The 23,437-nt window shown below is 70.4% G+C and carries 20 protein-coding genes; 14 read left to right on the forward strand and 6 right to left on the reverse strand.

Annotation, left to right across the window (positions count from 1 at the left end):
* Positions 1 to 83 precede the first annotated feature (83 nt).
* A complete protein-coding gene (locus tag ACIRON_RS27515) occupies positions 84 to 872 on the reverse strand; it encodes a DeoR/GlpR family DNA-binding transcription regulator (protein WP_378732810.1) in 789 nt (262 codons plus the stop codon).
* Between the two features lie 287 nt (positions 873 to 1,159).
* Here ACIRON_RS27515 and rplU point away from each other — a divergent pair, with 287 nt between their 5' ends.
* Positions 1,160 to 1,462 carry a 50S ribosomal protein L21 gene (gene rplU, locus ACIRON_RS27520; RefSeq protein ID WP_091050071.1) on the forward strand — a complete coding sequence of 101 codons (303 nt, stop codon included), beginning with the start codon at positions 1,160 to 1,162 and terminating at the stop codon, positions 1,460 to 1,462.
* 36 nt (positions 1,463 to 1,498) lie between these two features.
* A complete protein-coding gene (gene rpmA / locus ACIRON_RS27525; RefSeq protein ID WP_091049338.1) occupies positions 1,499 to 1,756 on the forward strand; it encodes a 50S ribosomal protein L27 in 258 nt (85 codons plus the stop codon).
* A gap of 171 nt (positions 1,757 to 1,927) precedes the next feature.
* Here rpmA and ACIRON_RS27530 read toward each other — a convergent pair whose 3' ends face one another.
* A complete protein-coding gene (locus ACIRON_RS27530; protein ID WP_402997586.1) occupies positions 1,928 to 2,782 on the reverse strand; it encodes an LLM class flavin-dependent oxidoreductase in 855 nt (284 codons plus the stop codon).
* Between the two features lie 77 nt (positions 2,783 to 2,859).
* On the opposite strand from ACIRON_RS27530, the gene obgE reads away from it, so the two are divergent.
* Genes obgE through ACIRON_RS27545 form a run of 3 tightly spaced genes read left to right on the forward strand, consistent with a single transcriptional unit; the run spans position 2,860 to position 6,490 of the window.
* A complete protein-coding gene (gene obgE / locus ACIRON_RS27535; protein ID WP_402997589.1) occupies positions 2,860 to 4,410 on the forward strand; it encodes a GTPase ObgE in 1,551 nt (516 codons plus the stop codon).
* A complete protein-coding gene (gene proB / locus ACIRON_RS27540) occupies positions 4,407 to 5,519 on the forward strand; it encodes a glutamate 5-kinase (RefSeq protein WP_402997592.1) in 1,113 nt (370 codons plus the stop codon). Before obgE ends, proB begins: the two co-directional genes overlap by 4 nt.
* Positions 5,516 to 6,490, forward strand: a complete 975-nt coding sequence (locus ACIRON_RS27545; protein WP_402997595.1) for an endonuclease/exonuclease/phosphatase family protein — start codon at positions 5,516 to 5,518, stop codon at positions 6,488 to 6,490. The genes proB and ACIRON_RS27545 overlap by 4 nt, the downstream gene beginning before the upstream one ends.
* A gap of 12 nt (positions 6,491 to 6,502) precedes the next feature.
* On the opposite strand, the gene ACIRON_RS27550 is transcribed toward ACIRON_RS27545, so the two are convergent.
* A complete protein-coding gene (locus tag ACIRON_RS27550; RefSeq protein ID WP_402997598.1) occupies positions 6,503 to 7,042 on the reverse strand; it encodes a GNAT family N-acetyltransferase in 540 nt (179 codons plus the stop codon).
* Between the two features lie 856 nt (positions 7,043 to 7,898).
* The gene (gene ppk2 / locus ACIRON_RS27555) at positions 7,899 to 8,789 is read right to left on the reverse strand and encodes a polyphosphate kinase 2 (RefSeq protein WP_402997601.1); all 891 of its coding nucleotides are present in this window, start codon (positions 8,787 to 8,789) and stop codon (positions 7,899 to 7,901) included.
* Positions 8,790 to 8,870: 81 nt separating this feature from the next.
* On the opposite strand from ppk2, the gene ACIRON_RS27560 reads away from it, so the two are divergent.
* Genes ACIRON_RS27560 through ACIRON_RS27575 form a run of 4 tightly spaced genes read left to right on the forward strand, consistent with a single transcriptional unit; the run spans position 8,871 to position 13,293 of the window.
* Complete coding sequence (locus ACIRON_RS27560) at positions 8,871 to 10,064, forward strand: cysteine desulfurase family protein (RefSeq protein ID WP_402997604.1); 1,194 nt, start codon at positions 8,871 to 8,873, stop codon at positions 10,062 to 10,064.
* Positions 10,061 to 11,173, forward strand: coding sequence for a tRNA 2-thiouridine(34) synthase MnmA (gene mnmA / locus ACIRON_RS27565; protein WP_402997607.1), 1,113 nt, complete (start codon positions 10,061 to 10,063; stop codon positions 11,171 to 11,173). The genes ACIRON_RS27560 and mnmA overlap by 4 nt, the downstream gene beginning before the upstream one ends.
* Positions 11,170 to 12,171 carry a methionine synthase gene (locus ACIRON_RS27570; protein WP_402997610.1) on the forward strand — a complete coding sequence of 334 codons (1,002 nt, stop codon included), beginning with the start codon at positions 11,170 to 11,172 and terminating at the stop codon, positions 12,169 to 12,171. The genes mnmA and ACIRON_RS27570 overlap by 4 nt, the downstream gene beginning before the upstream one ends.
* Before the next feature lie 9 nt (positions 12,172 to 12,180).
* On the forward strand, positions 12,181 to 13,293 hold the full coding sequence (locus ACIRON_RS27575) for a hypothetical protein (RefSeq protein ID WP_402997613.1): 1,113 nt from the start codon (positions 12,181 to 12,183) through the stop codon (positions 13,291 to 13,293).
* A gap of 6 nt (positions 13,294 to 13,299) precedes the next feature.
* Here ACIRON_RS27575 and ACIRON_RS27580 read toward each other — a convergent pair whose 3' ends face one another.
* Positions 13,300 to 14,853: a hypothetical protein gene (locus tag ACIRON_RS27580; RefSeq protein WP_402997616.1), complete on the reverse strand. Its 1,554-nt coding sequence runs from the start codon at positions 14,851 to 14,853 to the stop codon at positions 13,300 to 13,302.
* Between the two features lie 217 nt (positions 14,854 to 15,070).
* Here ACIRON_RS27580 and ligA point away from each other — a divergent pair, with 217 nt between their 5' ends.
* Both ligA and ACIRON_RS27590 read left to right on the forward strand, forming a co-directional pair.
* A complete protein-coding gene (ligA, locus tag ACIRON_RS27585) occupies positions 15,071 to 17,185 on the forward strand; it encodes an NAD-dependent DNA ligase LigA (RefSeq protein ID WP_402997812.1) in 2,115 nt (704 codons plus the stop codon).
* Between the two features lie 25 nt (positions 17,186 to 17,210).
* Positions 17,211 to 19,478 (forward strand): glycosyltransferase family 2 protein, encoded by a 2,268-nt coding sequence (locus ACIRON_RS27590; RefSeq protein ID WP_402997619.1) that lies wholly within the window; start codon positions 17,211 to 17,213, stop codon positions 19,476 to 19,478.
* A 131-nt stretch (positions 19,479 to 19,609) separates the two neighbouring features.
* On the opposite strand, the gene ACIRON_RS27595 is transcribed toward ACIRON_RS27590, so the two are convergent.
* A complete protein-coding gene (locus tag ACIRON_RS27595) occupies positions 19,610 to 19,954 on the reverse strand; it encodes a sigma factor (protein ID WP_402997621.1) in 345 nt (114 codons plus the stop codon).
* Positions 19,955 to 20,096: 142 nt separating this feature from the next.
* Here ACIRON_RS27595 and gatC point away from each other — a divergent pair, with 142 nt between their 5' ends.
* The 3 genes from gatC to gatB are packed head-to-tail and all read left to right on the forward strand — an operon-like array spanning position 20,097 to position 23,376.
* A complete protein-coding gene (gatC, locus tag ACIRON_RS27600; RefSeq protein WP_091049380.1) occupies positions 20,097 to 20,396 on the forward strand; it encodes an Asp-tRNA(Asn)/Glu-tRNA(Gln) amidotransferase subunit GatC in 300 nt (99 codons plus the stop codon).
* Positions 20,393 to 21,886 (forward strand): Asp-tRNA(Asn)/Glu-tRNA(Gln) amidotransferase subunit GatA, encoded by a 1,494-nt coding sequence (gatA, locus tag ACIRON_RS27605; protein ID WP_402997624.1) that lies wholly within the window; start codon positions 20,393 to 20,395, stop codon positions 21,884 to 21,886. Before gatC ends, gatA begins: the two co-directional genes overlap by 4 nt.
* Positions 21,883 to 23,376 (forward strand): Asp-tRNA(Asn)/Glu-tRNA(Gln) amidotransferase subunit GatB, encoded by a 1,494-nt coding sequence (gatB, locus tag ACIRON_RS27610; RefSeq protein ID WP_402997627.1) that lies wholly within the window; start codon positions 21,883 to 21,885, stop codon positions 23,374 to 23,376. The genes gatA and gatB overlap by 4 nt, the downstream gene beginning before the upstream one ends.
* The last annotated feature ends 61 nt before the right edge of the window (positions 23,377 to 23,437 follow it).

The raw sequence follows: 23,437 nt of genomic DNA on the forward strand, positions 1-23,437 counted from the left end.
TTCGGGCCGGACCCCCTAGCCCGGTCGGTGCGCCCGAGGCGCCCGGTTGCTGCCCGTTCTCAGGCCCGTTCTCAAGCCCCTTCTCAGGCCCGGATGACCCGGGGGCCCAGCGCCGAGAACCGGCGGGCATCGCTGGCCGCGAGCTCGGTGCCGGTGATGAGCAGCTCGAAGTCGCGTACGCCGGCGAAACGGCACAGGCTGGAGGCCCCGAACTTGGTGTGGGCGCCGAAGAAGATCCGCCGCCTGGAGCGCTCGATGGCGGTCCGCTTCACCGCGGCGACCGAGGGGTCCTGGGTGGTCAGGCCCTGCTCGCGGGAGATCCCGTTGGCACCGATGTAGGCCAGGTCGATCACCAGGTCGGCGAGCATCCGGGTCGCCCACTGGTCCACGACGCCCCGGGTGATGGTGCGGACCCGCCCGCCCAGGATGATCACGGTGAGCTCCGGATCGGCGGAGAGACGGGTGGCCACCGGGAGCGATGGGGTGATGATCGTCGCGGGTCCTTGGCCGAGCAGCTCCTCGGCCAGGAACTGCGGCATCGTGCCTTCGTCGATGTAGATCGTCTCCGCACCGTGCCGGTGCTGGAGGGCGGCCCGGGCGATCCGGTGCTTCTCGTCGACGTCGCGGCCCGCGCGGAACTCGAGCGAGGTCTCGAAGCTGCCGCTCTCCAGGGCGACCGCGCCCCCGTAGACCCGCTCCACGACGCCGCGGTCGGCGAGCACCTTGAGGTCGCGCCGGATCGTCTCGACGCTCACCCCGAGGTCGGGCGCGAGGTCGGTCACCGAGACCCGGCCGGTCGTGCGTGCGCGCGCCAGGATCTCCTCCTGCCGGGTCTCCGTGCTCTGCGCGAGCGGCGGTTCGGTCGACGTCACGGGCGCCATCATGCCCGGAATCGTGCCCGGTTCGTAGGGGTTGTGGCCGAACCGGGCGCCCGGTTGGCGCGATCGGGGCCTTCTGGGGCACCATGTCGCGGGCACTGTCCGGGTGGACGGTGTCGCGGCGTTTTGCGGCTACCTCGCCGCGTACGTAAGATTGAATCTCGGCGTGCGCAGTGCGCCGTTCCTGCAGGCATCTGCTGGCACCTATCGCTTCGGGGTCCGGTCTGCCTTGCCGCGGGTCGACACAAGACTTTGAGTTCGGAGCAATGAAGGAGACCGCGGTGTACGCGATCGTGAAGGCTGGCAGCAAGCAGCAGAAGGTCGTTGTCGGCGACGTCATCGAGATCGACCGCCTCGACGGTGAGAACGGCTCGTCCGTCTCGCTCCCCGTGGTCCTCCTGGTCGACGGCGAGAACGTGACCTCGACCGGCCTCGACAAGGCTTCGGTTGCGGCTGAGATCGTCGGTGCCTCCAAGGGCCCGAAGATCATCATCCAGAAGTACAAGAACAAGACCGGCTACAAGAAGCGCCAGGGTCACCGTCAGAAGTACACCCAGGTCAAGGTCACCGCGATCAACGCCTGATTCCGGCGTTCTAGAGACACTTAAAGGACTGAGAAGATGGCACACAAGAAGGGTGCGGCAAGCACCAAGAACGGTCGCGACTCCAACGCCCAGCGCCTCGGTGTGAAGCGCTTCGGCGGCCAGCTCGTCGGCGCCGGCGAGATCATCGTCCGCCAGCGTGGCACGCACTTCCACCCCGGCACCAACGTCGGCCGTGGCGGCGACGACACCCTGTTCGCCCTGCAGGCGGGTGCGGTCGAGTTCGGCAAGCGCCGTGGCCGCCGGGTGATCAACATCGTTCCGGGCGACGCCTGAGCAAGCTTTCGAAGGGCCCTCTCCACCAGGAGAGGGCCCTTCGGCGTTTTCTGGTGCTCCTTCGTCAAGGCGTTGTCCTGAGCCTGTCGAAGGGTATGCAGCCGAAGGAACACATCCCGTGCGGAGCTCCGCTGGGGATGTGCGCCTTGACCTGCATACCTTGACGAAGGCTCAGACAGATGCCGCGCGTGCCGCGATCGCCTCGAAGACCTGCTGCGAGACCTCCCAGCGCGTCCCCGGCCGCGGCCAGTGGATCGCGATGTCGGTGATCCCGATCTCGGCGTAGGAGCCGGCCAGGTCCTCGAAGGCGTCGGCCGACTCGGTCCAGGGCTCCTCGGTGAAGCCGGACATGAACAGCTTCGGCATCGTGTCGTAGTCCCGTCCGCGCTTCTCGCACGCCTCCCGCAGCATCTCGAGCCGCTCGGCGACGTACGCCTTCGGGTTCTCGGCCTTCGGGTTGGCGATCCACCCGTCGCCGACCTCGGCGGCGAGCCGGATCCCGCGCGGGCCGTTGCCGGCCAGCCACAGCGGCGTGCGCGGCCGCTGCACCTGGCCCGGGGAGACGGTGACCTCGTGGGTCTGCCAGTGCTCGCCGTCGATCGTCACCGGTGAGTCGCGCAGCAGCAGGTCGACGGTGCGGGTCCACTCCGCGAACCGGTCCGCGCGCTCGCGAGGCGTGAACTCGCGCCCGAGCACGTCCCCGTCGGAGGTGTGGTCGTCCCCACCCGCTCCGATGCCGATCGTGATCCGCCCGCCGGAGATCCGGTCGAGGCTGCGGATCGCGGCGGCGGTCGGGATCGGCGTACGGAAGTTGGGGGTGGTCACCAGCGTTCCGAGCCGGATCGTGGAGGTCAGGGCGGCTGCGGCCGCCATCGACGTGAACGCCTCCTCCCACGGGCTGTGCCCGCGCCAGGCCAGGTGGTCGTAGACCCACGCCGTCTCGAACCCGAGCTGCTCGGCCTGTGCCCAACGCTCGCCCATCGCCGGCCAGTCCTCGATCGGCCACATCACAGTTCCCACACGCATGCGCACAGTCTGCACCCGGCACCCCGCCGAGTCGCGCGGATAACAAGTGTGGGGCGCGCCGTCGGTAGGCTGAGGGCATGGCTGTACCCACTTTCGTCGACCGCGTCACCCTCCACGTCGAGGCCGGTCGCGGCGGACACGGGGTGGCGTCGGTGCACCGTGAGAAGTTCAAGCCGCTGGGCGGCCCCGACGGCGGCAACGGCGGCCCGGGCGGATCGATCATCCTGCGCGTCGACCCCGACGTGACGACCCTGATCGACTACCACCACAGCCCCAAGCGCAAGGCCCCCAACGGCGGCCAGGGCGCCGGTGACCACAAGAACGGCGCCCACGGCGAGGACATGGTGCTCTCCGTCCCCGACGGCACCGTGGTGACCGACATGAACGGCAACGTACTCGCCGACCTGGTCGGTCCGGGCTCCGAGCTGGTGATCGCCGAGGGCGGCCGTGGCGGGCTCGGCAACGCGGCGCTGGCCTCCTCCAAGCGCAAGGCCCCCGGCTTCGCGCTCCTCGGCGAGCCGGGCGAGGCGCGCGAGATCGGGCTCGAGCTCAAGGTCGTGGCCGACATCGGGCTGGTCGGGTTCCCGAGCGCCGGCAAGTCGTCCCTGATCGCGGCCATCTCGCGAGCCAGGCCGAAGATCGCCGACTACCCGTTCACGACCCTGGTGCCCAACCTCGGCGTCGTGAAGGGCGGCGAGATCACCTTCACCGTCGCCGACGTACCGGGCCTGATCGAGGGTGCTGCCGACGGCCGCGGCCTCGGCCACGAGTTCCTGCGCCACATCGAGCGCTGTGCCGCGCTCGTCCACGTCATCGACACCGCGAGCATCGAGCCGGGCCGCAACCCGATCGACGACCTCGATGTCATCGAGAACGAGCTCACCCGCCACGGCGGCCTCGAGGACCGGCCCCGGCTGGTCGCGTTGAACAAGGTCGACGTCCCCGACGGCCGCGAGATCGCCGAGATGACGATCGGCGAGTTCGAGAAGCGCGGGATGAAGGTCTTCGAGATCTCCGCGGCCTCCGGTGAGGGCACCCAACAGCTGATCTATGCGATGGCCGAGCTGGTGGCCGCCTCCCGCAAGGACGTACCGGTGGCGCCGCCGACCCGGATCGTGCTCCGCCCCGAGGGCGCGGAGGGCAAGAACGGTTTCACGGTCAAGGTGTCGAGGAACGGCGAATACCTCGTCCGCGGCCCGCAGCCCGAGCGCTGGGTGCGCCAGACCGACTTCGAGAACGAGGAGGCCGTGGGCTACCTCGCCGACCGCCTCAACCGGCTCGGCGTCGAGATGCGCCTGGTCGAGCTCGGAGCTCAGGAGGGCGACACCGTCATCATCGGCGACCCTGCCAACGCCGTCGTCTTCGACTTCCGCCCCTCGATCGAGACCGGTGCCGAGATGCTCGGCCGCCGCGGCGAGGACCAGCGCTTCTACGAGGAGCGCCCCGCCGCCGCCCGGCGACGCGAGATCGACGCCGGGATGGAGACCAAGGAAGAGTTCGAGGCCCGCGCCGACGTCGCCCGCCGGCTGCGCGACGGGGCAGGCCCGGTGGCGTACGAGATCGGCGGAGAGGACGACCCGGACAGCGACTGGGCCGAGGACGATCCCACGGTCAAGGAGGCCGAGTGAGTCGTGTCCAGGTCACCGGCGCGCGGCGGATCGTCGTCAAGGTCGGTTCCTCGTCACTGACGACCGCGGCCGGCGGCATCGACCCTGGCCGTCTCAGAGGGCTGGTGGACGTCCTCGCCAAGACCCGGGCCGCCGGGCAGGAGGTCGTGCTGGTCTCCTCCGGGGCGATCGCGGCCGGGTTGTCGCCGTTGGGGCTGGCGAAGCGTCCGCGGGCGCTGGCCAAGCAGCAGGCAGCGGCGAGCGTGGGTCAGGGACTGCTGGTCCACCGCTACACCGACGAGCTCGCCAGACACGGCATCATCGCAGGTCAGGTGCTGCTCACGGTCGATGACCTGAACCGGCGGGCGCACTACCGCAATGCCGACGCGACGCTGTCGAAGCTGCTCGACCTGGGTGTGCTCCCGATCGTCAACGAGAACGACACGGTCGCCACCTCCGAGATCCGGTTCGGTGACAATGACCGGCTCGCAGCGCTGGTGGCACACCTGGTCAAGGCCGACCTGCTGGTGCTGCTCAGCGACGTCGACGCGCTCTACGACGCACCTCCGTCCCAGCCCGGCTCGCAGCGGATCGACGAGGTCACCTCGCTGGCCGACCTCGCCGGGGTGACCATCGGCAAGGCCGGTGCCGCCGGAGTCGGCACCGGAGGGATGGTGACCAAGCTGGAGGCCGCCCGGATCGCCGTCGACGACGGTGTTCCGGTCGTGCTGACCTCGGCCGCTCAGGCCGAGGCCGCCCTCGCGGGCGAGGCGGTCGGCACCCTGTTCCACGCCGTCGGCAAGCGGCGCCCGGCGCGCCTGCTGTGGCTCCAGCACGCCACCGAGCCGGTCGGCTCGATCACCGTCGACGCCGGCGCGGTTGCCGCGATCAGCAAGCGGGGCGCCTCGCTGCTGGCGGCGGGCGTCACCGGGTATTCCGGGGCTTTCCACGCCGGTGACCCGGTCGACGTCGTCGACCCGTCGGGCGTGGCCGTCGCGCGCGGCCTGGTGAACTACGACGCCGACGAGATCCCGCGGCTGGCCGGGCGCTCCTCCGGCTACCTCGAGGCCAACCTGGGGGCTGCGTACGCCCGCGAGGTCATCCACCGCGACGACCTGGTCGTGCTATGAGCCGAGCCCGGTGGGTGCCGCTGGCGCTGGCGTGGGGAGTACTGGTCCTCTGTGGCCTGCCCGCGTTGGCGATCACGTTCTCCCGGGCGCTGGCGAGCACGGACCTGCGGGCGGTACGCCTGGCCGCGTTCGCGCCCTTCGGTGTCGGGTTGTACGTCCTGTGCCTGGTCGCTGTCCTGGTGCTGGTCTGGCTGGCCACCGGTCCCGGCCGGATGCGGTTCGCGGTCCTCGCCGGTGTCGTCGCGCTGCTGCTCGCGGTGCACGTGGCCTGGCAGGCGCCGCTCTACGCGGGATCGCGCGCGACCAGCGCCGGTGAGCCGTTGACGGTGATGACCACCAATCTGTTCGAGGGCAAGGGCGAGACCGACGCGGTGGTCGAGGCGGTGCGTGCGCACAAGGTCAACGTGCTCGCCATCCAGGAGATCACCCCGGAGGCGTTCGCGGAGCTGTCGAAGACGCTGCGTGACCAGCTGCCCTACCGGATCGGCGAGGCCGCCCCCGGCACCACCGGCACGATGCTCTTCGCCGACCAGCCGATCACGAAGTCGCGCCGGATCGAGACGTCGATGGGGTCCTGGGTTGCCGACGTGGGGGAGCGGCGGGTCGTCGTCGCGCATCCGGCGCCGCCCACGCTCGCGTCGTGGCCGGCCGAGCAGGAGCTGATGATCGAGGAGGCGGCCGCCGAGAAGCCCGACCTCCTCCTGGGTGACCTGAACGCCTCGCTCGACCACCACACGGTCCGGCGGCTGCTCGACGATGCCGACATGCAGGACGCGGCCCGGGCCAGCAACGCCGGGTGGCAGCCCACCTGGCCGACCGAGGGGTTCGCCGGCGTACCCCTGCCGCCGTCGACCGCGATCGACCACGTCCTGATCGGGGACGACCTGGTCGCGCTGGCGACCGAGACGGTCGAGGTGCCGGGGTCCGATCACCTGGCGCTGGTCGCCTACCTCGGTACTCCCGAGGAATGAGGCTCCGCCGGGCTAGCCGGTCTTGAGCACCCCGAACCACTGCTCCGCACCGAAGCCCAGGAACCGCTCCACCTCGACGAACCCGAGCCTCCGGGCCAGCCGCAGGGAACGTTCGTTGGCCACCTGGGTGGTGAGCACGACCGGCTCACCCGGGAGCGTCCTCTCGATCCAGCCGAGTGCCGCCCGGGTCGCCTCGGTCGCGATGCCCGCGCCCCACGATGTCGGAAGAAGCTCGTAGCCGAGCTCGACCTCGTCGCCCTCCTCGCGTACGTGGTGCGCCCATGCCCGATCCCGCCGCTGGACCGTGATCCTGCCGATGAACTCGCCCGCGTGCTCGACGGCGAAGATTCCTGGCCTGGTGTTCGGATCCTCCGGGATCAGCTGTTCCAGCTCTTCTCGGGTGTGCTGCGGGCCGCCGAGGTAGGCCTGCACGGTCTCCGAGGAGAGCAGCTCTGCCAGTCCTGGCCTGTCCTCGGGCTTGGTCTGTCGGAGGATCAGGCGGTCGGTGACGATGGGATCTGGGGGCCATGGCACGTCGCCCAGGGGTTTCATGTCGTTGGACCGTAGCTGGGATTTTGGGGTTGGTCAGGGGCTTTTGGGGGTACGCCGGGTCTTAGCTCTGCTTCTTCGGGTGCTGTGTTTTCGGGGTTGGTCTGGGCCGCCGACCCGTTCTTCGAGGGTCTTCTCGACCTGCTCCGGAGTCAAGGACGGCCTGCGGCCGCCGGCTTCGCCGGCCGCTTCGCGGTCCTTGACACCCGACCATGTCGAGAAAGATTTGGCTGGCTATCGGGGCGGCGGCCCGAGTGTGGCCACGGAACACTCACCCACGGCAGGTGACCGCTTCGAGCCTAGGCCAGATAGGGAGTCGCTGCGTGGAAGGAAAATTCCTTCCACTCGCCAACCACCTGGCCCGAGGCGGCCTGTGCGGCGAACGAAAATTCGTTCGCCTTACCGACCCGTCTGCCGAGCTAGTCGCCAGGCGGAAAGAATTTTCCTTCCACCGTTCGGCGCGACCGACGCAGTCTGGCCGACCGCCCAAGCTCCCAAGCCCGCGCCCAACCCAAGTCCCCGCGCCAAACCCCCGCCGCCGACCCGATATACAGCCAAAATTCTCGGCGACGACCGGTGTCAAGGATCGCCGCAGGCGACCGGCGAAGCCGGCGGCCGCAGGCCGTCCTTTACTCCGGACGGCGCCGAGAACACCCTCCGTAACGGGTCGGCGGCCACCAAATAGACGAGATCGAGTGCCACGCGACACCAGATTGACGATCCCACCCTGTTTGCTTGCCTGCGACCGATCAATGAAGCCGAAGATCTGAGTACCCCGATCGGGAGCCAGATGACGCCGACGCGCTCGAGGAGAGCATCGAGGCCCACCTCAGGCGCATCCCGTGGCCGGGGTGATTCGTCAGTCGCCGACGGCGTCGATGCCGCGCCGGACGATGAGGGGGTCGGGGGTGCCGACGACCTCGGGGTCCTTCTCGTCGTAGTCGTGGTGGGCGAGGAAGTAGCGCATCGCGTTGAGGCGGGCGCGCTTCTTGTCGTTGGAGCGGATCGTGGTCCAGGGTGCCCAGTCGGTGTCGGTGCGGCGGAACATCTCCTCCTTGGCGGCGGTGTAGGAGTCCCACTTGTCCAGCGACTGCACATCGATCGGGGAGAGCTTCCACTGACGCACCGGGTCGATCTGGCGGATGATGAAGCGGGTCCGCTGCTCCGAGCGTCCGACCGAGAACCAGAACTTCGTGAGGGTGATGCCGGAGTCGACGAGCATCTGCTCGAAGAGCGGCACCTGGTGCATGAACTGCTCGTACTGTTCGTCCGAGGCGAAGCCCATGACCCGCTCGACGCCGGCGCGGTTGTACCAGGACCGGTCGAAGAGGACCATCTCGCCGGCGGTGGGCAGGTGCTGGACGTACCGCTGGAAGAACCACTGCTGCGACTCACGGTCCGACGGCTTGGACAGCGCGACCGTGCGGGCGTAGCGGGGGTTGAGGTGCTCCATGAACCGCTTGATCGTGCCGCCCTTCCCGGCCGCGTCCCGGCCCTCGAAGATCAGCACGTGCTTGCCGCCGACGCGGTCGTTCCAGCGCTGGAACTTCAGCAGCTCGACCTGGAGGAGGTACTTCTGCTCGTCGTAGACCTCGCGGGCGATCCGCTCGGTGTAGGGATAGCTCTCGCGCCAGGTGTCGACGGCCTTGCCGGCCGGATCCAGGAGCACCGGGTCGTCATCGTGATCCTCGCCGATGGTGTGACCCTCGGTGATCAGGTTGTCGATGTATTCGCGGAATCCCTGGGACATGTTCTCGACCTTAGGCAGAGGAGATGAACTGGCGGCGACGTTTCAGCAAGCATCGCCATGGGGCCGTAACCTTGGTAGACGATGAATGCCCGGACCGTCTACCTGGACCACGCCGCCACGACGCCCATGGCCTCGGCGGCGATCGAGGCGATGACCGCGGAGCTGGCGCTGGTCGGCAACGCGAGCTCGCTGCACGCATCGGGTCGCCGTGCCCGCCGGGTGCTGGAGGAGTCCCGAGAACGGATCGCGGCGGCGCTCGGGTCCCGGCCGGGTGAGGTCGTCTTCACCTCCGGCGGCACCGAGGCCGACAACCTCGCGCTCAAGGGTGCCTACTGGGCGCGCCGCGGTCAGGACCCGGCGCGCACCCGGATCCTGGCCTCCACCGTCGAGCACCACGCCGTGCTCGACCCGCTGCACTGGCTGGAGTCGACCGAGGGCGCCCACGTCGACCTGATCCCGTGCGACGAGACCGGCCTTGTCGACCTCGCCGCGATGAAGGACGCCATCGAGCGCGACCCGGGCTCGGTCGCGGTCATCTCGGTGATGTGGGCCAACAACGAGGTCGGCACCCTGCAGCCGATCGCGGAGATCGCCGAGCTCGCCGCCGCCCACGGCATCCCGGTCCACACCGACGCCGTCCAGGCGGTCGGCGCGGTGCCGGTCGACTTCGCCACGAGCGGCGTCGACGCGCTCTCTCTGACCGGCCACAAGCTCGGCGGCCCGGTGGGCGCCGGCGCGCTCGTCGTGCGCCGCGAGCTCGAGCTGACCGCGCTCGTCCACGGCGGTGGCCAGGAGCGAGACGTACGCAGCGGCACCCACGCGACCGCGGCCATCGTCGGCTTCGCAGCCGCCGTCGAGCTCGCGGTCAAGGAGCAGGAGGCGTACGCGGCCAGGGTCGGTGCCCTGCGCGACCAGCTGGTCGCGCAGGTGCTGGCGGTCGTGCCCGACTGCCACCTCAACGGCCCGCCGCTGGAGCCGCTGGGTCGCCACCGGCTCCCCAACAACGCCCAGATCGCCTTCCCCGGGTGCGAGGGCGACTCGCTGCTGATGCTCCTCGACGCCGCCGGGGTCGAGTGCTCGACCGGTGCGGCCTGCTCGGCCGGCGTACCTCAGGCTTCTCATGTCCTCCTCGCCATGGGGCAGAGCGACGAGCAGGCGCGCTCCTCGCTGCGCTTCTCGCTCGGCCACACCACCACGACCGAGGACGTGGACCGGCTGGTCGCGGCGATCGGACCCGCCGTCGAGCGCGGTCGCGCGGCAGGGTTGCAGCGATGAGGATCGTGGCTGCCATGTCCGGGGGAGTGGACTCCGCCGTCGCCGCCGCGCGTGCGAAGGAAGCCGGCCACGACGTCACCGGCGTCCACCTGGCACTCTCGCGCAACCCGGCGTCCTACCGTTCGGGCGCACGCGGCTGCTGCACGATCGAGGACTCCAACGATGCCCGCCGGGCCGCCGACGTGATCGGGATCCCGTTCTACGTCTGGGACCTCTCCGACCGCTTCCACGAGGACGTGGTCGAGGACTTCATGTCGGAGTACGCCGAGGGGCGCACGCCCAACCCGTGTCTGCGCTGCAACGAGAAGATCAAGTTCGCCGCGGTGCTGGACCGGGCGCTCGCGCTCGGCTTCGACGCGGTCGCGACCGGCCACTACGCGACGCTCCGGAAGGGCGGCGACGGGCTGGTCGAGCTGCACCGTGCCGTCGACGCCGGCAAGGACCAGTCCTACGTGCTCGGGGTGCTCGACCAGGCACAGCTCGAGCACTCGCTGTTCCCGCTCGGGGACACCCCCAAGCCGCTGGTGCGGGAGGAGGCCGCTCGCCGTGGCCTGCTCGTCGCCGACAAGCCCGACTCCCACGACATCTGCTTCGTCGCCGACGGCGACAACGCCGGCTGGCTGCGCGAGAAGCTGGGCGAGCGGGCACCCAACGAGTCCGGGCCGATCGTCGACGAGACGGGCGAGGTCCTGGGCGAGCACCAGGGGACGTACGCCTACACGATCGGGCAGCGCAAGGGCCTCCGCCTCGGCAAGCCGGCGCCGGACGGGAAGCCACGGTTCGTGCTCGACATCGAGCCGGTCTCCGGCACCGTCACCGTCGGACCCCGGGAGCACCTGGCCGTCGACGGGCTCTCCGGGATCCGGCCGCGGTGGGCCGGGCGGGCGCCCGAGGGCGTCCTCGAGGGCACCGTCCAGCTGCGCGCGCACGGCGACGAGCACCGGGCCCGGGTCACCGTGGTCCCCGAAGGAGCCGAGATCGAGCTGCTCGACCCCGCCTACGGCATCGCGCCGGGCCAGGCCGCGGTCATCTACGACGGCACCCGCGTCGTCGGCTCGGTCACCATCTCCACGACCCGCCGGGTGGCTCTCGCCCAGGAAGTTCGATGACAGCGGCCACCGGGGCCGGGTCGCTGCCTGGTGAGGACTACGCAGAGGCCTGCCGGGTCGTGCTCGGTGAGCTCACCGACCTGCCGCACCTGCCCGAGCTGCCCGCGCGTGGCGCGATCGCGAACATGACCGGCCGGGCGCTGGCGGTGCTCGAGGGACTCGACGCCGACCTGCAGCCCGCGGGCTGGCGCCTGACCGGCACCTCCGGCTCCGCCGGGGTCGACCACCGGCGTGCCCGCAGCCTGCTCGCCCAGGACCTCGACACCGTCGAGGAGCTGATCCAGGACTCTCCGCTCGCCTCCGGCGGCGGCGCGTTCAAGATCCAGGTCGCCGGACCGTGGACCCTCGCCGCCACCGTCGAGCGGCCGCGCGGCGACAAGCTGCTCGCCGACCACGGCGCCCGGCGTGACCTGGCGCAGGCGCTGGCCGATGGCGTACGCACCCACATCCGTGACGTACGCCGCCGCCTCCCGGGCGCGGACACCCTGGTCGTCCAGGTCGACGAGCCGGCGCTGAGTGCCGTGCTCAACGCCCAGGTGCCGACCGCCTCGGGGTTCGGCAAGCACCGCAGCATCGACCTTCCCGAGGCCTCCCAGGCGCTGGAGTGGGTGCTCGGCGCGATCGCCGAGGAGGGCGCGACCCCGTGGGTGCACTCGTGCGCTCCCGGGACCCCGTTGGGCCTGCTCCGCAAGGCCGGCGCGACGGGGATCAGCGTCGACCTGACCCAGCTCACCGCGGCCGACCACGACGAGCTGGCCACCGCCCTGGAGGCCGGGGACACGGTCGCTCTCGGCGTGGTCCCCGCGGTCGCGCCGGCAGGCGCCGCGCCCACCGACAAGTCGGTCACCGAGACCGTGGAGCGCTGGCTCGACATGCTCGGGCTGGACAGTGCGTACGACATCGTGCTGACGCCCGCGTGCGGCCTCGCCGGTGCCGATGGGCGATGGGCTCGCACCGTCCTGCGCATCCTCACCGAAAGCGCGCGTCACCTGGCGTAGATTCCCCTCATGCGACGACGGGGGATGGCTCTGCTGGCTGCGACCGCTCTGTGTGCCGGGCTGGTCGCCGGCTGCGGCAGCAGCTCGACCGAGGCGGACGACAGTGCCAGCGAGGAACCTACGGTCGTGCCGTCGGTGAGCATCGACCCGGCTGACCTGAAGCCGGGCAACCAGCCCGCGACCCCCGAGGCGATCGCGGCGATCACGCTCCAGCGTGTGCCGGTCGAGCCGGAGACGTTCGAGGGCGGCGATCTCTACTTCGAGCAGGACGAGGTCGGCACCGTCCTCCTGTGGGGCGCCGATCACTCGCTGGAGGTGAAGGCCGGCCCGGTCGACGACGACCTCCTCTCGACCTGGTGCCGCGACGGGATGTCGGGCTGTGTCGAGGTGAAGGCCGAGACCGGTACGGCCACCGTCGCCTGGGACCTCGCCACCGACGACGGCACCCCCGGTCAGCTGATGGTCTCCTACGCCTCCGGTGGGGAGGAGCGCCGGGCCGCCTACGTCGGCGAGAAGATCACCGGCGACCCCCGCAAGCTCGATCTCGAGGTCAGCGTCGAGGATCTGGTCGCCCTGGTCACCGACCCGCGTCTCGGCACGAAGACGACCATGAAGATGACGAAGGCGCAGGTCAGCGGCTTTCCCTCAGCCGGTGCCAACGGCACCGACGAGGTCGCGCTGACCGCCGGGGCGATCGCGGCGGGACTGCTCGAGACCAAGGCGTACGCCGACATCGACTCCTTCGAGAAGGCCGACGTCTCGGCCTACGGCAAGGGTGCCTTCGGCGTCGTCGGCACCACCCCCGGCGGCGGCACCGTCACCGCGGTCCACGCCCCGAACCTGCCCGCCGGGAAACGGAAGTGCCCCTCGACGCTCACCTGCTCCAAGGGTGACACCGACGGCTACGACGGCTGGACCGACGGGTTGGCCGAGACCGTCCGCTGCCATCCGGCTGAGGGGGACGCCCGTGCCTTCTGCGCGGTCGTACGCCAGCAGGCGCCCGCTCCGTTCCCCGGGGACGACCTCGACCCGGTCCTCGCCGGACTCGAGACGGCCCTGGAGACCCTGTGGCCGACAGTTGCGGCCGAGACCGCCGCTCGGGGTGAGTCGCTGGTCGGCTGAGCGCTCTCAGCGTCCGGCGACCCGCTGGCCCTCGTAGGCCTGGGATCGCTGGCTCGGCGGGGCGAACGACTCCGGCGGGCGCGGCTGACGATGGGTCGGCTGGGGGACCGGCTGCTGCGGCAGCTGCTGCTGACGAGCCGCGTGCTGGGGAGCCGCGTGCTGCGGGGCTGCGTGCTGCGGGGCCGCATGCTGGGAGGCTGCGTGCTGCGGGGCCGGCTGGCGGCGGTTCGGCTGACGCTGGATCGACGGCTGCGCGTCCGGCAGACGGCGCGGAAGCTCGGTCTCGTGACGAGGCGGCTGGGGCTGATGCTGCGCGGGATACTGGGGCTGACGCTGCGGCTGGCGGGGATGGGCCGGGTAGGGCCCCGACGCCTGCCGGGGGTCGGACGGATAGCGCGGCGGCGCCTGCGCGTAGCTCGGCTCGTCCCACTCCTGGTCGCGCCTGCGGCGTCCGGAGAGCATCGCAACCGCAGCGCCCACGAGAGCGAGGACGATCATCGAGGCGACGATGATCCAGGTCAGTGCGCCGACGCCGTCCTCCTCGGCCGAGGCCGCTTTCTTCACGGCTCCCGCCGCCGGGGCGCAACCGCTCTGGACGCACTCGCCGTCGCTCGGGGTGCCGGTCACGACGAACGAGATCCCGCGGTTCACCGAGCCCTGGAAGGTGATCGTGTGCTTGCCGAGGCCGATGTCCTTGGGAAGCCGGCCGGACCACTTCGCGACGCCGTGGCCGTTGGCCTTGACGCTGGTCGAGAGGACCAGCGGGGTCGAGTAGACGACGACCCGGATGCCGGTCTCGTTGGGCTTGAACCCGGAGGCCTCGGCGTGGATGACGTCCTCGGCGTCCACGGAACCGTCCTCGACCCTGGTGAGGGTCACGCCCTTGGCGGTCGGCGGCTCCTCGGGCGCGACCCACGGCTTCTTGGACGCCTTGGCCTTCGGCTTGTCGCCGGAGCCGGCGCCGGCACCATCGCCGGACTCACCACCGGCGGGGCGGCCCGAGGTCGTACCGCCGCCGGCTCCCGAGCCGGAGCCCGAGCCCGAACCCGAGCCGGATCCGTCGGAGGATCCGGTGTCGTCCGCGGGCTCGTCCGGGGTCGGCGAGCTGCTGGGCTGGGCGAGCGCGTCGAAGTCGAAGGGGATCTTCGCCTGCCTCGACTCGGAGGAGTCGTAGATGTCGCGGCCGCCACCACGCATGGTCATGATCTGGTAGCTGGTGTCCGGGTCGAGCTCGGCGACCTGGGCGGCGTCGAGGGTGAACCGGTAGGTCCAGTCCTCGGGGTCGTCCGGGTTGATGACGACCGACTTGATGAACGTGTTCCTGGTGCCGGAGCCGAGGTAGCCGGAGGGGTTGAGCGCGATCTCGATGCCGGGTGTCTTGCCGTTGTAGTCGGTGCCGTGGACATCGATCACCACGCCGTCCTTCGACTGCGACACGAGCGAGATCTCGAGGGCGGCGTTGGAGAAGACGCTCCCCAGCCCGAGCGCGTACGTAGCGCCGACCGGGGCGAGCACGATTGCGAGCGCCACCGACAGCGTCACCACGATCCGAGAGAACACGCAGACCTCACAAGGCGGTCAATGGGGGACTGGTGTCGGCCCGCCTTGCCCGACTCGGGAGGAAGGTAGCCCTCTTTACCTCCCGTCGTGACCCGCGTCACCCAGGTGTTGATCGGTTGCATCGATATTGAGGGGGTTGAGTGTCGTTCGGGTCGAGGAAACGCCGAAAACGCCCGGGTGGGTATGGCGTCGAGAAATGTCGGCGGGACCAGGCAAGATGGTGCCTGTGAACGATGACGTGACCGACGCGGGCCCCGAGCAGAAGAACGAGCACCAGGAGCTCGCCGAGCAGATCGAGGACGCTCGCTACCGCTACTTCGTGCTCGACGAGCCGACGCTCTCCGACGCCGACTACGACCAGAAGTGGCGCCGGATCAACGAGCTCGAGGAGCAGTTCCCCGAGCTGCGCACGCCCGACTCGCCGACCCAGAAGGTCGGTGGCACGTTCTCGACGGAGTTCACCGCGGTCGACCACCTGCAGCGGATGGAGTCGCTCGACAACGTCTTCTCGTTCGACGAGCTCGCCGGCTGGCACGCCCGGGTCGCCAAGGACGGCGCCGGTCAGGCCGAGCTGCTGTGCGAGCTCAAGGTCGACGGGCTGGCCATCAACCTGCTCTACGAGAAGGGCCGTCTGGTTCGGGCGCTGACCCGTGGCGACGGGCGCACCGGCGAGGACGTCACCCCGAACGTACGCACCATCAAGTCGATTCCGCACCGGCTCACCGGCACCGACGAGTTCCCTGTGCCGGACCTGGTCGAGGTGCGCGGCGAGGTCTTCTTGTCCATCGAGGCCTTCGACAAGCTCAACGCCTCGCTGGTCGACGCGGGCAAGCCGATGTTCGCCAACCCGCGCAACTCCGCCGCCGGCTCCCTGCGCCAGAAGGACCCGCGGGTGACCGCGACCCGTGCGCTCGGCATGGTCTGCCACGGCATCGGCGCCCGCGAGGGCTTCCAGCCGGTGGCTCAGTCGCATGCGTACGACGCGCTGAAGGCCTGGGGGCTGCCCACCTCCAAGCGGGTCAAGGTGCTCAAGAGCCTCGCCGAGGTCGAGGAGTTCATCAGCTACTTCGGCGAGCACCGCCACGACGTCACCGAGCACGAGATCGACGGGGTCGTGATCAAGGTCGACGACATCTCGCTGCAGCGCCGCCTCGGCTCGACCAGCCGCGCGCCACGGTGGGCGATCGCCTACAAGTACCCGCCGGAGGAGGTCAACGCCAAGCTGCTCGCCATCGACGTCGGCGTGGGCCGCACCGGCCGGGTCACGCCGTTCGGCGTCATGGAGCCGACCAAGGTCGCCGGTTCGACCGTCGAGCGCGCGACGCTCCACAACGCCCACGAGGTCAAGCGGAAGGACGTACGCCCCGGCGACACCGTCATCCTTCGCAAGGCCGGCGACGTCATCCCGGAGATCCTCGGCCCGGTGCTGCCGCTGCGGCCCGAGGGGCTGCCGGAGTGGGTGATGCCCACCGAGTGCCCCGCGTGCGGCACCACGCTCGCCGAGCAGAAGGAAGGCGACAAGGACCTGCGCTGCCCCAACCACCGCGGCTGCCCGGCGCAGGTGCGGGAGCGGGTCTTCTTCGCCTCCGGGCGGGGCGCCTTCGACATCGAGGGGATGGGCTACGAGGCGGCGGACGCGCTGCTGGCCGCCGAGGTGATCACCAACGAGGGCGACATCTTCTCGCTCGACGAGGCCAAGCTCGCCACGACCGCGTTCTTCACGCGGGCCGCGAAGAAGGCCGAGAAGGAGGCCGGCGCCGGCGACCGGGTGCTCAACGCCAATGCCGCCGGGCTGCTGGCCAACCTGGAGGAGCGCAAGCAGGTTCCGCTGTGGCGGGTGCTGGTCGCGCTCTCCATCCGCCACGTCGGCCCGTCCGCGGCCCGGGCGCTGGCCACCGAGTTCGGCTCGCTGGATGCCATCTGGGCCGCCTCCCAGGAGGAGCTGGCCGGCACCGAGGGCGTCGGCGGGATCATCGCCGAGGCCATCGTCGAGTGGCGCCAGGTCGACTGGCACCAGGAGATCGTGGACAAGTGGCGCGACGCCGGGGTCTCCCTCGCCGACGAGCGCGACGAGTCGGTGGCGCGCACCCTCGAGGGCCTGACCATCGTCGTCACCGGGTCGCTCGTGGACTTCTCCCGCGACGGCGCCAAGGAGGCGATCATCAGCCGCGGCGGCAAGGCCGCGGGCTCGGTCTCCAAGAAGACCGACTACGTCGTGGTCGGCGAGAGTGCCGGCTCCAAGGCCGCCAAGGCCGAGGAGCTGGGCCTCCCGATCCTCGACGAGGCGGCGTTCAAGGTCCTGCTGGAGTCCGGCCCGAATGGACTCGGCTAGAAAATACCCCCCATAGTGTGGCGTCGTGCTCGACGCTCTTCCCCCACTCCTCACGGTCGCCGCGGTCCTGCTGGTCCCGGCGACCGTGCTGTTGTTCATGATCCGTACGCCGCGCACCGGCTCTCTCGCGGCGGCCACGGCGATCCAGGTGGCGACCCTCACCGCGGTGTTCGCCCTCGGGGTCGGTCTGCTGCTCGGCCACGACATCGTCAGGGCCGTGATCGGCGGCGTCGTCCTCGGTGCCTCGTTGCTGGCCTGGCTGCCCGCGGCGCGGGACTGGGACGTACGCGGTCTGGTCGCCTGGGCCCTCACCATCGACGTGGGCCTGCTCTACCTGACCTATGTGGGGCTGTGGACGGTCACGACCCACCCCGGGGTGTGGACGACGACGCTGTCGAGCGTGCTGTGGCTGCTGGAGGTCTTCGTCTTCCTGATCGGCGTCGGCTACCTGTGGGAGATGGTCGACGTGCTCGCCCGGCGCCGCTGGCGCGGATGGCCGACGCGGGGTGAGCACCACCCGGGCTGGGGTCGACCGTTCGTGAGCCTGCACGTCCCGACCCACAACGAGCCGCCCGAGATGGTCATCGAGACGCTCCAGCGGATGCTCGAGCTGGACTACGACGCGTACGAGATCCTGGTCATCGACAACAACACCGACGACCCCGCGCTGTGGCGCCCGGTGCAGGACTTCTGCGAGCAGTACGACGGAGTCAGCTTCATCCACCTGGCGAACTGGCCGGGCTTCAAGTCCGGAGCGCTGAACTACGCGCTGACCAGGATGAACCCGCGCACCGAGGTCGTCGGGATCGTCGACGCCGACTACCACGTCGCCCCGGACTTCCTGGCCCACAACGCCCCGCTGTTCACCGACGAGTCGGTGGCCTTCGTGCAGACGCCTCAGGACTACCGGGACTGGGACGTCTCGCCCTACTTCCGCCGCCTCTACCACTCCTACGGCTACTTCTTCGACGTCAGCCAGGTCTCCCGCAACGAGCGCAACGGCGCCATCTTCGGCGGCACCATGGGGCTGATCCGGGCCTCCGCGCTGGTCCGCTCCGGCGGCTGGGACGAGTGGTGCATCACCGAGGACGCCGAGCTGTCGCTGCGGCTGCTGAAGATGGGCTACAACGGGATGCACGTCGACCGCTCCTACGGCCACGGTGTGATGCCGCTGACCTTCGAGACGCTCAAGAAGCAGCGGTTCCGGTGGTGCTTCGGCGGCATCCAGATCCTGCGGATGCACTGGCGCTCGCTGCTGCCCGGGCAACGCACCGAGGACAACCAGCTGACGCTGGCGCAGCGCTGGGCCTACCTCGTCGGCGGGCTGCAGTGGTTCGGTGACCTCGCCGGTGCACTGTTCACCTTCTTCCTGATCTCGGGTGCGCTCGACCTGATGCTCGGCGGGGGTCTGGTCGTACGCCGCCTCTCGGGGCTCCTGCTGTTCGCCGCCGTCGCGCTGGTGCTCTTCGGCGCGGCCCGCTCGATCGCGCTGGTCCGGCTCCGCGGTGGCGCCTCCTGGGCGGACGCGCTCGGTGCCTTCGGGCTCTGGCTCGCGCTCGGGGTGACCGTCACGCGGGCCTCCTGGCTCGGGCTGGTCTCGCGCGAGGGCACCTTCCTGCGTACACCGAAGATCAAGGGGCAGCCCCGGTTGCGTGACGTGGTGCGGGGCAACCTGGTGGAGTCCGTCGCAGCCGTGGTCTGTCTGATGGTCGCGGTCACGGTCGGTGTGACCGGCGGGGCGACCGGGGTCGCCGTCGCGGCACTGCTCGGCTTCCAGGGGATCGGCTACGCGCTGGCCCCGATCAACAGCTGGGCGGCGATCCGCAGCGACCTGCCCGCCGACCTGCGCCGCCGCCGCGAGCGGATCTGGGCCTGGAGCGCGGCGGCAGCCGCCCCCGCGGCCCGGCGCGGTGGGCTGGTGCTGGCGTTCACCTCGGTGCTGCTCGCCGGACTGGTCGCGCTCGCGGCCCCGGTGGGCAGCCCGAAGGTGCCCGAGGTCGGCGACGTCCACGGGGCGCTCGAGAAGAAGTCGCGCGCCGAGGACGAGAAGCCGTCGATCGAGCGAAGCCCGGCTCCGGAGACCACCGTGGACCCGACCCAGGCGCCGGAGAGCACCCCGGGTCAGGCCGGCGCCACGGCCAGCGCTCAGCCGACCGAGACCGCCGACCCGACCCCGTCGGCCGATCCCACCCGCGGGGCCGCCCCGACCCAGGCCGCGACCGGGCAGCCCGGCTCGGCCGGCAGGCCTACCGACAAGCCGTCCAACGGCGGAGGCCCGAAAAAGACGCAGTAGGCCCGCAGGCGGTCAGGACTGGTTCATCGTCCCGCTGATGGTCGAGACGCGCTTCTCGAGGGTGATCGGGGCGTCGGTGCACCCCTGACCGATCTCGTCGCAGGTCTCCACCTTCGTCCCCGTCGCCCGGATCAGCTGCCCCTCGGAGGTCCAGCCGATCCGGTCGCCGAGCGCGACGGCGGTCTCGGTGCCCTGTCCGAGGTCGTGGGGAGGACCTCGGTGGGCTTCTCGCGGTTCCACGAAGCCTTCCGGAACCAGCTCATCGCGGTGTTGAACAGCACCTGCCTGGCGTAGGCGGGGGCGGCTTCGAGCGTGCGCACCCGGCCCCAGTTACCGAAGGTCTTCGCCAACGCCGTCTGGACCAGGTCCTCCGCGCTGGCGTGGTCCCCGACGAGCAGGTAGGCAGAGCGATAGAGCCGCGGCCAGGCAACCTGGGCGAACTCGTCGAACTGCTCCTTGGTTGGGGGTCTCGCCATCGATCCATCCGATCTCTCGAGCCGATTGTCAGGGTTGAGGACGCGGTGGGGCCACTGATCGGTTGTATGTGCGCAGAACTCCCGTCGGGCACGGGCACGGCCGAGGTGAGAGATGGGCGTTCGGCCGCCTAGGATGTGCGGCATGCCAGAAATCACCCGCGACGAGGTCGCGCACCTGGCCGACCTCGCCCGCATCGACCTCAGCGACGCCGAGCTCGATCACCTTGCCCCGCAGCTGCAGGTGATCCTCGAGTCCGTCGCCTCGATCCAGGGGCTTGCCGGCGACGACGTGCCTGCCACCTCCCACCCGCTTCCGATGACCAACGTCTTCCGTGAGGACGTCGTCGTGCCCGGCCTGACGCCGGAGCAGGCGCTCTCCGGTGCGCCCGCCGTCGAGGAGCAGCGATTCTCGGTGCCGCGGATCCTGGGGGACGAGCAGTGAGCATCATCGAGAAGACCGCCGCCGAGCTGATCGACGCGCTCGCCGCCGGCGAGACCACCTCGGTCGAGCTGACCCAGGCCCACCTCGACCGGATCGCCGCGGTCGACGGCGACGTCCACGCCTTCTTGCACATCGACACCGAGGGTGCGCTGAGCCAGGCCGCCGCCTCCGACGCGCGCCGGGCGGACGGCAACGCGCTGCATGCCCTCGATGGCGTACCGATCGCGGTCAAGGACGTGCTGACCACCACCGGTCTGCCGACGACCTGCGGCTCCAAGATCCTCGAGGGCTGGATCCCGCCCTACGACGCGACCGTGGTCAAGAAGATCAAGGCCGCCGGTCTGCCGATCCTGGGCAAGACCAACATGGACGAGTTCGCGATGGGCTCCTCCACCGAGCACTCCGCCTACGGCCCGACGAAGAACCCGTGGAAGCTCGACCGGATCCCCGGCGGCTCCGGCGGTGGCTCGGCCGCGGCCGTCGCCGCCTTCGAGGCGCCGCTGGCGCTCGGCACCGACACCGGTGGCTCGATCCGCCAGCCGGGCGCGGTCACCGGCACCGTCGGCGTGAAGCCGACCTACGGGTCGGTCTCCCGCTACGGCCTGGTCGCCCTGGCCAACTCGCTGGACCAGGTCGGTCCGGTGACCCGCACGGTCCTCGACTCGGCGCTCCTGCACGAGCTCATCGGCGGTCACGACCCGCTCGACTCGACCTCGACGACGACCCCGGTGACCGGGCTCGTCGACGCCGCCCGCGCCGGCCTGACCGGCGACCTGAAGGGCGTGAAGGTCGGCGTCATCAAGGAGCTCGCGGGCGAGGGCTGGGCCCCGGACGTGATGAGCAAGTTCAACGAGTCGGTCGACCTGCTCACCAAGCTGGGTGCCGATGTCGTGGAGGTCTCCACGCCGAGCTTCGAGCACGCGATGGCGGCCTACTACCTGATCCTGCCGGCGGAGTGCTCCTCCAACCTGGCCAAGTTCGATGCGATGCGCTACGGCCTGCGGGTCACCCCGTCCGGGGACCCGTCGGCCGAGGACGTGATGAAGGCCTCCCGCGACGCGGGCTTCGGTGACGAGGTCAAGCGCCGGATCATCCTCGGCACCTACGCCCTGTCGAGCGGCTACTACGACGCCTACTACGGTCAGGCGCAGAAGATCCGCACGCTGATCATCGAGGACTTCAAGAAGGCCTTCGAGCAGGTCGACGTGCTGGTCTCGCCGACCTCCCCGTCGACCGCGTTCCCGCTGGGTGCGAAGCTCGACGACCCGCTGGCCATGTACATGCAGGATCTGGCCACCATCCCGGCCAACCTGGCCGGCACGCCCGGCATCTCCATCCCGGCCGGGGTCTCCGACGTGGACGGGCTGCCCGTCGGCGTACAGCTCCTGGCTCCGGTCCTGGAGGACGCCCGTCTCTACCGCGTCGGTGCTGCCCTCGAGGCCGCCATCGGTCCGGTGCTCTCGATCGACAAGCTGGAGGTGGCCCGATGACCGAGACCCTGGTCGAGTTCGACGAGGTGCTGGAGCGCTACGACCCGGCTTTCGGGCTCGAGGTGCACGTCGAGCTCAACACCAACACCAAGATGTTCTGCGGCTGCCCGGCGACGTTCGGCGGCGAGCCCAACTCCCAGGTCTGCCCGACCTGCCTCGGCCTGCCCGGCTCGATGCCGGTCGTGAACGCGAAGGCCGTGGAGAGCGCCATCCGGATCGGCCTCGCGCTCAACGGCTCGATCGCCGAGTGGTGCCGGTTCGCCCGGAAGAACTACTTCTACCCGGACATGCCGAAGAACTTCCAGACCTCCCAGTACGACGAGCCGATCGTCTACGACGGCTACCTCGACGTCGAGGTCGAGGGGGAGACCTACCGGGTCGAGATCGAGCGCGCCCACATGGAGGAGGACACCGGCAAGACCACCCACATCGGTGGCGCGACCGGCCGCATCCACGGCGCCGACTACTCGCTGGTCGACTACAACCGTGCGGGCATCCCCCTGATCGAGATCGTCACCCGTCCGATCATCGGCACCGGCGCCAAGGCGCCGCTGGTGGCGAAGGCCTACGTCGCCGCGCTGCGCGAGATCCTGCTGGGCCTGGGCGTCTCCGACGTACGCATGGACCAGGGCTCGATGCGCTGCGACGTCAACCTGTCGCTGTCCGCGAAGGGATCGGACAAGCTCGGCACCCGCACCGAGACGAAGAACGTGAACTCGCTGCGCTCGGTCGAGCGGGCCGTACGTTTCGAGATGTCGCGCCACGCCGGGATCCTCGACGCGGGGGAGGCGATCTTCCAGGAGACCCGCCACTTCCACGAGGACACCGGGACCACCTCGGCAGGCCGGCCGAAGTCGGACGCCGACGACTACCGCTACTTCCCCGAGCCCGACCTGGTGCCCGTGGCCCCGGCGCGGGAGTGGGTCGAGGAGCTGCGGGCGAGCCTGCCGGAGCGCACCGCTGACAAGCGGGCCCGCCTGCAGGTCGAGTGGGGCTACTCCGAGCTGGAGATGCGGGACGTCTGGGCCGCCGGCGCCCTGTCGCTGATCGAGGCGACGGTCGCCGAAGGAGCCTCCGCGCAGGCCGCCCGTAAGTGGTGGATGGCCGAGCTCTCCCGCAGCGCCAACGACCGTGGCGTCGAGCTCGCCGAGCTCGGTGTCACCCCGGTGCAGGTCGCCGAGGTGCAGAAGCTGGTCGACGGCGGTTCGCTGACCGACAAGCTTGCCCGCCAGGTCTTCGAGGGCCTGCTCGCAGGTGAGGGCACGGTCGCCGAGATCATCGACGCCCGCGGTCTCGCCGTGGTCTCCGACGACGGCGCCCTCGGTGCCGCCGTCGACGAGGCCATCGCCGCCCAGCCCGCGGTCGCCGAGAAGATCCGCGGCGGCAACCAGGCCGCGGCCGGTGCGCTCATCGGCGCGGTGATGAAGTCGACCGGCGGCAAGGCCGACGCCAAGCGCGTCCGCGAGCTGATCCTGGAGAAGCTCGCCTGACTCCACGCCGAGTCGGCTCGTCCTGACAACAAATCCCGCCGAGTCGGCGCGTCATGACGCG

The sequence above is a fragment of the Nocardioides sp. NPDC101246 genome, from assembly GCF_044767415.1.
GTDB lineage: Bacteria > Actinomycetota > Actinomycetes > Propionibacteriales > Nocardioidaceae > Nocardioides.

Bases quoted from the DNA above. Each gene is read 5' to 3' on its own strand.
- ppk2 (WP_402997601.1), bottom strand. From the start codon at position 8,789: ATGTCCCAGGGATTCCGCGAATACATCGACAACCTGATCACCGAGGGT.
- ACIRON_RS27550 (WP_402997598.1), bottom strand. From the start codon at position 7,042: ATGAAACCCCTGGGCGACGTGCCATGGCCCCCAGATCCCATCGTCACC.
- ACIRON_RS27530 (WP_402997586.1), bottom strand. From the start codon at position 2,782: ATGCGTGTGGGAACTGTGATGTGGCCGATCGAGGACTGGCCGGCGATG.
- ACIRON_RS27570 (WP_402997610.1), top strand. From the start codon at position 11,170: ATGACAGCGGCCACCGGGGCCGGGTCGCTGCCTGGTGAGGACTACGCA.
- ACIRON_RS27575 (WP_402997613.1), top strand. From the start codon at position 12,181: ATGCGACGACGGGGGATGGCTCTGCTGGCTGCGACCGCTCTGTGTGCC.
- ACIRON_RS27545 (WP_402997595.1), top strand. From the start codon at position 5,516: ATGAGCCGAGCCCGGTGGGTGCCGCTGGCGCTGGCGTGGGGAGTACTG.
- ACIRON_RS27595 (WP_402997621.1), bottom strand. From the start codon at position 19,954: ATGGCGAGACCCCCAACCAAGGAGCAGTTCGACGAGTTCGCCCAGGTT.
- ACIRON_RS27560 (WP_402997604.1), top strand. From the start codon at position 8,871: ATGAATGCCCGGACCGTCTACCTGGACCACGCCGCCACGACGCCCATG.
- gatC (WP_091049380.1), top strand. From the start codon at position 20,097: ATGCCAGAAATCACCCGCGACGAGGTCGCGCACCTGGCCGACCTCGCC.
- ligA (WP_402997812.1), top strand. From the start codon at position 15,071: ATGGTGCCTGTGAACGATGACGTGACCGACGCGGGCCCCGAGCAGAAG.
- obgE (WP_402997589.1), top strand. From the start codon at position 2,860: ATGGCTGTACCCACTTTCGTCGACCGCGTCACCCTCCACGTCGAGGCC.
- gatB (WP_402997627.1), top strand. From the start codon at position 21,883: ATGACCGAGACCCTGGTCGAGTTCGACGAGGTGCTGGAGCGCTACGAC.
- mnmA (WP_402997607.1), top strand. From the start codon at position 10,061: ATGAGGATCGTGGCTGCCATGTCCGGGGGAGTGGACTCCGCCGTCGCC.
- rpmA (WP_091049338.1), top strand. From the start codon at position 1,499: ATGGCACACAAGAAGGGTGCGGCAAGCACCAAGAACGGTCGCGACTCC.